The organism is Hyalangium sp. (assembly GCF_035629615.1).
GTDB lineage: Bacteria > Myxococcota > Myxococcia > Myxococcales > Myxococcaceae > Hyalangium.
The window spans coordinates 1-8,951 of record NZ_DASPHO010000702.1 but is presented as its reverse complement, the minus strand read 5'-3'; the positions used below and the strand labels follow the sequence as shown (position 1 = coordinate 8,951).

8 protein-coding genes are annotated in these 8,951 nt (G+C 67.5%); 5 read left to right on the top strand and 3 right to left on the bottom strand.

Annotated features, from left to right (window positions below):
• Positions 1-1,290: serine/threonine-protein kinase (locus tag VD972_RS35180; protein WP_324993187.1), on the bottom strand; the 1,290-nt coding region annotated here is incomplete at its 3' end.
• Between the two features lie 22 nt (positions 1,291-1,312).
• On the bottom strand, positions 1,313-2,227 hold the full coding sequence (locus VD972_RS35175) for a DUF2381 family protein (RefSeq protein WP_324993186.1): 915 nt from the start codon (positions 2,225-2,227) through the stop codon (positions 1,313-1,315).
• A 70-nt stretch (positions 2,228-2,297) separates the two neighbouring features.
• Between VD972_RS35175 and VD972_RS35170 the strand changes: the two genes are divergently transcribed.
• The 5 genes from VD972_RS35170 to VD972_RS35150 all read left to right on the top strand — a co-directional run bounded on the left by VD972_RS35170 (position 2,298) and on the right by VD972_RS35150 (position 7,242).
• Positions 2,298-2,651 (top strand): hypothetical protein, encoded by a 354-nt coding sequence (locus tag VD972_RS35170; RefSeq protein WP_324993185.1) that lies wholly within the window; start codon positions 2,298-2,300, stop codon positions 2,649-2,651.
• A 746-nt stretch (positions 2,652-3,397) separates the two neighbouring features.
• A complete protein-coding gene (locus tag VD972_RS45615) occupies positions 3,398-3,742 on the top strand; it encodes a DUF6310 domain-containing protein (RefSeq protein WP_414654182.1) in 345 nt (114 codons plus the stop codon).
• Complete coding sequence (locus VD972_RS35160) at positions 3,739-4,497, top strand: DUF5953 family protein (RefSeq protein WP_324993183.1); 759 nt, start codon at positions 3,739-3,741, stop codon at positions 4,495-4,497. The genes VD972_RS45615 and VD972_RS35160 overlap by 4 nt, the downstream gene beginning before the upstream one ends.
• A 78-nt stretch (positions 4,498-4,575) precedes the next feature.
• The gene (locus VD972_RS35155; protein ID WP_324993182.1) at positions 4,576-4,749 is read left to right on the top strand and encodes a hypothetical protein; all 174 of its coding nucleotides are present in this window, start codon (positions 4,576-4,578) and stop codon (positions 4,747-4,749) included.
• 633 nt (positions 4,750-5,382) lie between these two features.
• Entirely contained in the window at positions 5,383-7,242 is a 1,860-nt protein-coding gene (locus VD972_RS35150; protein WP_324993188.1) for a serine/threonine protein kinase, read from the top strand.
• A gap of 170 nt (positions 7,243-7,412) precedes the next feature.
• On the opposite strand, the gene VD972_RS35145 is transcribed toward VD972_RS35150, so the two are convergent.
• On the bottom strand, positions 7,413-8,951 hold a 1,539-nt coding region (locus tag VD972_RS35145), incomplete at its 5' end, for an FtsX-like permease family protein (RefSeq protein WP_324993181.1).

Below are 8,951 nucleotides of genomic sequence, written 5' to 3'. Positions count from 1 at the left end.
CACGGAAGGGCTCGCTTCCTCTCGGGTAGGGAGAGGCGAGGGTAACTGAGCGGGGCGGCTTGTCGGCTTTTCGGCCAGAGCGGGCGCGGGTGGGGGTTGCTCCGCTGGGGCGCTCCTGGCCACCGGGGGCGGCGCCGGTTGTGCTGGCCTGTGCAGCAGGGTGGCGGCTACGGCTGCCGCGAGCACCGCGAGCGCCAGCAGCCACACGCGCGCCGGACGGCGCCACGCAAGGCGCGCACTGTCGAGAGCGGCAACCCCCGCCCCCTGCACGGCGGACGGGTGAACGGGGATCGGCACCTCCAGGCCCCCCGGTTGCTCCTCCTCGACTGCCACGGGAGCCCCTTCGGCGGGTTCTGGCGGGAAGTGCGCGGCGACGGGGTGGGGGCGGGTGCCGCGCCACTCCGGGCCCTCGTACTTCGCGAAATCCTCCAGCGGACGCCGCGCATCCTTCGCGGTCGCGGGCCTCTCCCCCAAGTCCTCATGGATCAGCAGCAATGCATAGGTGCTCAACTCCAGCGGCACGCGCCCTTGGGTGACCTTGAAGGGGGAAGCAAGAGCCACCTCGCCCTGGAGCGAGGGCCGATTCTTGCTGAGGTCGGGTGTCGGGTCCGTCAGCACGTCGTAGAGGTCGGCTCCGAGCGCGAAAATGTCATCGGTCGCCTTGAAGGGGTAGCGCGCCTCCGGGTTGTGGAGGCTCTCCCTCCAGAAGCGCACCGCCTCCGGGCTGCGGTTGCGCGGGGTGCAAGGGGGCAACGGTGCATCCGTCAACTCTGCGGCGTCCGCGTAGTCCGCCGCTCCGAAGTCGATGATCACCGGCTCGCCGTCCTTGGTGACCATGATGTTTCGCAGGCTCAAGTCTCTGTGGAACACGCCCCGCCCGTGCATGTGCTCCAGCGCGTCAAACAGCTTGAGGAACAGGACGACCACTTCATGCACCGTCGGGTACGTCCGCCGCACCCACTCCCCGAGCGTGTAGCCGTCCACGAAGTCCAGGACGATGTAGAGGAAGCCCGAGCGAGGATCCCCCCAACGCCCCTCCGCCCACTTACGGATGATGTGGCGGTGTTCGAGCTTCCCGAGGCAGACCGCCTCGCGCCTCGCGCGTGCGTCCGTTTGCTTCGGGTCGCTCCGCTTGTCCACCTGACAGGCCACCTTGAGCGCGAAGTGCTTCCCGTCCCTCTCCACCTCGTAGACAACGCCATAACTGCCGCCGCCGATCTTCCGGACGATGCGCCAGCAGTCCACCCACTGGCCGGGCTTGAGGTTCTTTGGATCCAATCGCCAGAACATGCCGAGCACCTCTCGCCTGTGGCTACAGCTTCACCTGGGGAACGGACAGACAGCGGCTCCCGTCCGCGTTGCACACCCGCAGCGTATGCGGCTCTTGCAACCATGCATTCTGCTGCCTCGCGGGCATCTCCACCTCAACGGCCACGCTCACCGCGACACCCGGGGGAATAGCGGCCTGTCCCGAGAGCACCGCGCGGGCGCGGCGCGGCTCCCCTCCCGCTGCGGGCGTTACCTCTGCCCACGCGGGCGCCCACGGCTCCGGCCCGGTGTTGCTCACTTCGAGGACAAGCACCGTCCACGTTGACGCCGCGAGCCCTCTGCACTGTGCGGGGTGAAGTTCTCCCGGCACCTCGCGGCACGCTTCCCGGAAGGTTTGAACCTTCATGCCCTTCACGTCCACGAGCCTCGCGAGCGCCACGGCTGCGGGGCTCACCGCTGGGGGCCGAGCCTTCAATTCCTCAAGTTCCTTGGCTTGGGCCTCGCACCGCTCGCGCGTGGCGGACAGTTCCACGCGGCACGCCTCCACCGTCTGCTGCGGGCGGCTCACCTTGACCACGGTATCCACCTCGCCCGGCTGCCCCGTGAGCAGGAACACGACGCTTGAGGGGAACCCCTCGCGGTAGGTGAACCGGAGCGCCAGCCGTTCCTTGGGCCCGAGAGGCACCGCAAGGACAAGCATGATGCCTTCATCGCCGGGATCCACTCTGGCGAAGCGCGCGCTGCCCTCCACTTCGACTGACTCACGCAAGATCGGCGCATCCAGCAGAATGAACGTGGGAACGTCAGGCGAGAGGTAGAGCAGGGGCGACTCGCCCGCCTTGCCCGTGAGAACGACGGAGCGGGGAGCAGCGCCCCCTGCGGGCGCGGCCTGTGCCGTAGCGGCAAGGCCCACCAGCAGCGAGGCGAACGCGAAAGGCGGGAAGGACGGTCGGAGCAAAACGGGGGAACCTCCCAGGTAGGCCCCCAGCCTAGCAGACGAGAGCGGGCGTCCGCGTCGCAGAGTCCCCGTGCGCGACGTGCGGCGCGTTCGCGCCTTCGACGGCTGCCCCGGCCTGTGCGCTGTGAGTGCTCCTCCGGCCCGGACTGCTCGCGCTCGGGCTGGGTGCCTGGCGCCAGGCACCCCGCAGCAGCGCGTGGGCTTTGGTCCGCTGGGCCGCGCTCGTCTGGTCCCAGTCCAGGCGCGCACGACTGAGCAATGCGCTTACCCGCCCGCGCTGCCGGGCTCGCGGCGCGTGGACCTGCCGCGCCTTGCGGGGGCTCTGGCCATGGCGGTGCCGTTCTGGCGAGCGCTACGGGCCCGCTATGCGTTCGAGAAGCACGAGCCCTTTGGGGGGAAGCGTAACGCCGCACCGCTGTTCTAGAGCCCTCGGAGCGGTTCGCGTTCTTCTCCCCGGGGCGCTCTCTCTTGCCCGGTTTCCGCACTGCCAAGCGGCAAGTGTGCTCCACTGGCCCGCGCTGGAGCTGTCCGACGCGCGCACCCCCGGGCCGAGCTGGACGCGGCGACCCTAGCTGCCGTCCTGGCGCGCGCCCCGGGCCGAGCTGGCGCGACCGTGGCTGCCGTCCTGGCGCGCGCCATGGGGCCGAGCTGGAGCGCTTCGAGGTGGCACCCCGGCCCGAGCTGGCGCTGCCGGACGCGCGCGCCCCCGGCTCAAGCTGTCAGAGCTTGCTTGCAGACTCCCGAGTAGAACCGACCCAGCCTTGACCCGCACCGCCCCCCTCTTCGATGAAAGAGCGTGGAATGAACTTCCGAACTTGCAGCGCGCTCCGCCAAGCCGTTGCCGTGGCCGTCGTCGTAGCTGGATGCGCCACCTCTCAAGAGGCGCCTGAGACCTACGCTTGGGCGCCTGTGCGCCCACCCGCTGTGCCCGGCACGGGCCTCCCCACCCACGGGCAGCCAGGGCAGGTTCGAGCCGAGCCCCTGCCGCGGAGCCCGCACAAGCGCGTGTTGCCGCCCACCCGGGAGCCGGGCCTTTGGGCCGGAGACTCTCCTCGGGCCTCGCAGGAACCGGAGGCGAACCCCACACCGGAGAGGCCCAGAGCGAACAGGAGGGACCCGCCTGCCCCGGTGACGGCGGAGCGCCGCCGTTCTGAGTGCGAGCCCATCCCAGTGCCTCACGCTGGCGAGGATGATCCGCATGACGAGTGCGCCGACAAGTTTCCGCCGAACCGTTATCCCGGAATGGACGTGCGCGTGGGCGGTGTGCGCTTTGATGCGCTGCAAGCCGGCGTGCGCGTGCTGTGGGAGATCAAGACCCATCGATTTGACACATACAATGCCTTCATCCGGCGGATGACGATCCGGGAGCAAGTGCCGTTGCTGAAGGAAGAGCGGGACATCGCGGAGGCATGTGGCTATGGATTCGTCGTTGGGGTGAGCACCCAAGAGCACAAAGACGCGTTGCTCGAACAGGAGCCCACCCTCAATATCGTCGTTACGGGGTGCAAGCGATGACCAAGCAGAGAACCCTCATCCATATCGTCTTCGCGCCTGCGCTTGTGGGCGACGACGGTCGCACGCTCGCAGTCGTCCACGGAATCGAACGGGCGCTCTCAGGTGTGCGCTTGGAGTGGAAGCTGTCAGAGGCGGGGCGGCCCATCGCGTTGCCGCAACGCGATGGGTGGCTCGCTGAGGCGGCGGGGCGCGGGGAGTTCCCACTGCTGTGCAACGGCGACGAGAGTTACCCGGTGACGGTTTATGGGTTGCGGACATCCGGGCGCCAAGCGCCGGGCGGCCAGCCGTTGCTCGATGTCCATGCAGAGCTGCCGCTAGATGCGGCCAGCATCGCGGCTGCGGGGGATATGCTGGAAGGCGTGGCGGAAGGCGCACGCGCGTTCTGGGGGCGCGTGTTGCCGGACGGAGTAGCGCCGGAGGTGGCGAAACAGTTTCGCCACTCGATGGATCAGCCGCATGTTCCTCCCCGGGGGCTCCCAGCGCTCAACCTTCCCAAGCACCTCCGCTCGCCTGAGATCCCCCATTATCTCGGGTGGTTGAACTACTGGTCGGCAGCCGCTGCACAAGCCATCGGGTTCCCGGACCCGACCCGCGATGCGGACTTGCTCTCTCGGGCGCGGCGCACGGCGACGGGCGGGTGGGTGGTTCAGCTCACGGGCACGCCGCTGGATCTCGACAACCCCGCGCACCTTGAGGCGCTCGTGCGCGCGTACGAGCGTTTCCCGGAGATTGGCGGGCGTGTGACTCCGGGCTGAGGGAGGCTGCTGGTCGTCTCCTGGCGCGCGCCACCGGGCCGAACTGGAACTGTCGGACGCGCGCGCCACCGGGGCCGAGTGGGAGCTGTCCAGCGCGCGCACCACCGGGCCGAGCTGGAGAGCTTCGAGGCGGCGCTCCGGGCCGAGCTGGAGCTGTCGGACGCGCGCCACCGGGGCCGAGCTGGAGAGCTTCGAGGCGCGCTCCGGGCCGAGCTGGAGAGGTCCGACGTGGGCGCCACCTGCCCGAGCTAACCCGCTTCAGCAAAGTCCGGTAAGGCAGTCCCCTCGTGAGAGCCAGCCGCGCTCCCTCTGAGGGCGGTTAACCGAATTACCTGAAGGGGGTTAGCCTCCTCCATGGCGTAAACCTGCCAGCCCCTTACTCAACTTCCCTGAAGGGGGTTAGGTGCAAGCCACGATGCCTCGATCTCGGACTCCTACAGCGCCCGTTGTCCCTTCTGTTTTCCGCGCACCGTAATGCTGGACACCTGCGTGTTGTCAGAGGTGATCACGCGGCCTGCCTTGTGCGAGTGGTTCGCTCCGGCGGGCGCATGCAGGAAAACGACGTGGCATCGCGGAGCTGCTCCTCGACCCAACCGTCAAATTTCATCGGATCTCGGCTGCCGTCACGGATGCCAGGCTGCTGCGGCAGGCTGCCTCTGTGGACCAGGATGCCTGCCTCCCTGCTCGTGCTCCTGCTCAACACCCTCTTAAGATTAGGCGCTCTCAAGCTTGAAGTTGCTGGATAGCCTGAAAACCCCGACACCACCCTCCCCAATTTGTCAGCCGCAATGTTGAGAGGAATGCTGGCGTTTGCTACGAATCAGCTTCTTGTTCCCCCGAGCAAAGCAGCTGACTGAGTTGGCAGGAGGAGGCGGTTTGGAGCAGATGGGCAAGTATCAGCTCGTCCGCAGGCTCGCCATCGGTGGTATGGCTGAGGTGTTCCTTGCGAAGGCCGCAGGGCCCATGGGCTTCGAGAAGGAACTCGTCGTCAAGCGCATCCTCCCCCACCTTGCGGAGGATCCTCAATTCATTGAGATGTTCCTCGCTGAGGCGAAGCTGGCTGCGCGCCTCAACCACGGCAACGTCGTCCAGATCTTCGACTTCGGCGAGCAGGAAGAGTCTTACTTCATCGCCATGGAGTACGTGGATGGGCTCGATTTGAAGACGCTCTCCAGGAGAGCTTTTCAGCGAGGCACACCCATGTCCTACCCGCTCCTCGCCCGCATCGTCTCTCTGGCGTGTGAGGGGCTCGCCTATGCCCACGCGTTGGTGAACCCCGAGAACGGCCAACCGCTGGGGTTCATTCATCGGGACATCAGTACGGACAACATCCTCGTCTCGAGTACGGGCGGGGTGAAGGTGGTGGACTTCGGCATCGCCAAAGCGGCGAACGTCGGGCCGCAGACCTTGAGCGGCGTGCTCAAAGGCAAGCTTGCATACATGCCCCCGGAGTACCTGCTGGGGAGTCCCATCGACTCAAGGGCTGACATCTACGCGTTGGGGGTCGTGCTCTATGAGCTGATCGCGGGCCGCCGTCCCTTCGTCGCCGATACGGAGCCCCAGCTCATGCAGCTCATCATCCACGACAACCCCGTGGATATAGGGGCGTTGCGCATGGACGTCCCCCTGACGCTGGTGCAGGTGCTTGAGAAGGCGCTCCACAAGAATCGCGAAGCCCGCTACGCAAGTTGTCGTCAGATGCAGGCGGATCTCGAACGCTTTCTCTTCCGATGCGGCGAGCCGGTAGGGGCACTGCAGATCGCCGAGTTGGTCAAGACCTTGTCCACGGAGCCGGATGCGCCGCCCGCGCGCCGCAGCTCGCAAGAGCTCCCTGCGGTGGAGTCAGCTTCAGCCCCCACTGCTTCGACCCGGCCCATGAGGAGTCCAAGTACTCAGTCCATCACTCGCCCTCTGGAAGCGACCCTCGTCACTCCTCCTTCTTCTGCGGACACCATGGAAGAGGATGAGCGACTGGCAAAGCTCGTCGCGCGGCCTCGCTGGCGAATCCCTCTGATGATCGCCGCCATCATGTTGATCCTCATGGGAACAGCCATTTATGGCTTCTCACGAGACACAGTGAAGGAGCCCCCTGCTCTGGCTGAGTCACTCCATTCCCCTCCGGCAGTTCCGCAAGCTCCGGAGGTGCCGCCTGTCGCCCCGAAGGCCCTCGAGGAGCAACTGCGCCCGCCAGTGAGTGTGGAGACGCCACCCCCACCAGTCCCCTCCGAGTCCAATCCCGCCAAGCGGCCGAGAAAAAGGGCGTCCAAGTCCGGAACTGCCTCCGCACCTGCGTCAGGAGGAGTGCTCAGGTCTAAATTGGCCCCTGCCTTTCTGACCTTGGCGCCCATGCCTTCAGGCGAGGAGGTCTTTGTCTTCATCGGTGACGATCCCGTTGATCTGCCAGTCAAAAAGCGACCCATGCAGCCTGGCAAGTACGAGATCGAAGTCAGCGGAACCAATCAGGGACATCGATTCAGCAGGGTAGAGATCGTCACGCTCAAGGAGGGCGAGTCCAAACCCGTCCCCCTCAACGTTGAGCGGTTGTACGTGGGAGTGCAGGGCCTGCCACCCGGCAAGAAGGTGCTCAAGTTTGACGCGCATACGCTCGACAGCAAGGACATGATCGAAACCTATGAGGGTTGGCACGTGTTGAGAATCGTGGACGCAGCCACTGGCAAAGAGGAGAAGCGAGTCGACTGCTTGGTGGTGGTCGGCAGTGTCAACTGCATGGTCAAGCTGCCCTAGCGACGCGCTCCTGCGGACCTACGAGCGCTTCCCGGAGATCGGCCGGCGCTCGGCGCCTTGACCCCTCAGCTCTGAGCACCCTGCGCGGGTGCCGGCGATGGTAGGGGGCCCATTCGGGAGGTCACTCACCTTTGATCGAATGCGCTTCTTATACGCTTCAAGCGCCTGGTCTACTCGGCCCGCAGGGTGAGGCCCGGATCCACCCTGGCCGCCCGACGCGCTGGCAACCACGCAGCGACCAAGCCCACCACACCCAGCAGCGCGGCTCCCCCCAGCAACGTGGGGATGTCCGCAGGGGTGATTCCATAGAGGAGGCTGCGCACCGCCTGCCCCAGCCCCACCGCCGTTGGGAGGCCCAGCAGGAGTGCGATTCCCAGCAGCTTTCCAATGGAACCCACCACCAGCCGCACCAGGTTGCTCTCGGTGGCTCCCAGCGCGCGGCGGATGGACAGCTCGCGCATGCGCTGGGTGATGCCGTAGGACACCACGCCCCAGATCCCAAGAGTCGCCAGCACGAGGGCGAGCCCCGAGAGCCCGGAGAGCAGGTGGAGCAGCAGCTCATGACGCTGTCTGCCGCGCGCTACCAGCGTGCCGAGCTGCTCCAGCGCAGGCACCGGGAGCTCGGGGTCCACGCTGCGGACCGCCTCGCGCACCTGCGCCAGCGTGGGCGCGGGCGTTCCGCGCACGATGAGGTGCATCTGCGCGGGCCCCGCCTGGGCCACCGGTAGATAGAAAGCAGGCCCCGGAGGCGCCGTCAGCTCGCGGTGGCGCACGTCTCCCACCACCCCTACCACCGTCCACCAGGTGTCCCCGTCGAAGGAGACGCGCGTGCCCAGCCTCTCCCGCCCGGCGAGGAAGGCGCGCACGAACGACTCGTTGACCACCGCCACCCGCAGCGCCCCCTGAGTGTCCGTCGCCTCGAAGAGGCGGCCACTCTTCAGCGGCACGCCCAGCGCCGTGAAGGCGCCCGCGCTGACCACGCGGTGCTCGGCATGCCGACGCCCCGTGTCCTCCGTCCCTTCCACCGTGATGCCCGAGCTGGTGGTGGAGCCTCCCAGGTGAAGCTCCCGCTGCAGCCCCACCGCCTGGACGCCCGGCAGTGCGGACAGTGCCTCCTCCAGTTGGACCGCAGCGCGGATGCGTGCGGCCTCGTCGGGGTAGCGCTGGGCCGGAAGCTGCACGGCCGCGGACACCACGCCCTCCGTCTGGAAGCCCAGCTCCACCTCCGAGAGACGCCCGAGCGTCCGCACGAGGAGCCCCGCCCCGGTGAGCAGCACGAGCGCGAACGTGAGCTGCACCACCACCAGGCCCGAGCGCAGCGGGTGGCGGGCACCCGTGGCACCCGCTCCCCCACCCAGGAGCGGCAGCAGCGAAGCCCGGGAGGAGTCGAGCGCACGCACCAGCCCGAGGAGCACCGCCACGCAGCCGCACAGCCCGGCCGTGAAGAACAGCACCGGCAGGTGCAGCTGCGGAGCGGCGAGGTTCCTCAGCATCGGCGGCAGCAGTGCGGAGATGGCCTCGGTTCCCCAGAGCGCGAGGAGCAACCCCAGTGCGCCCCCCAGCAGCGCCAGCAGCAGGCTCTCGGCGAGCGACTCGCACACCCGGCGGCTCAGGCTGGCTCCCAGGGCGGCGCGGATGGCCCCTTCACGCCGCCGGTGCACCGCGCGCGCCAGCAGCAGGTTGGCCACGTTGGCGCATGCGATGAGCAG

Excerpts from the sequence above, each read along its gene's own strand:
- VD972_RS35160 (WP_324993183.1), top strand. The coding sequence starts at position 3,739 with ATGACCAAGCAGAGAACCCTCATCCATATCGTCTTCGCGCCTGCGCTT.
- VD972_RS35150 (WP_324993188.1), top strand. The coding sequence starts at position 5,383 with ATGGGCAAGTATCAGCTCGTCCGCAGGCTCGCCATCGGTGGTATGGCT.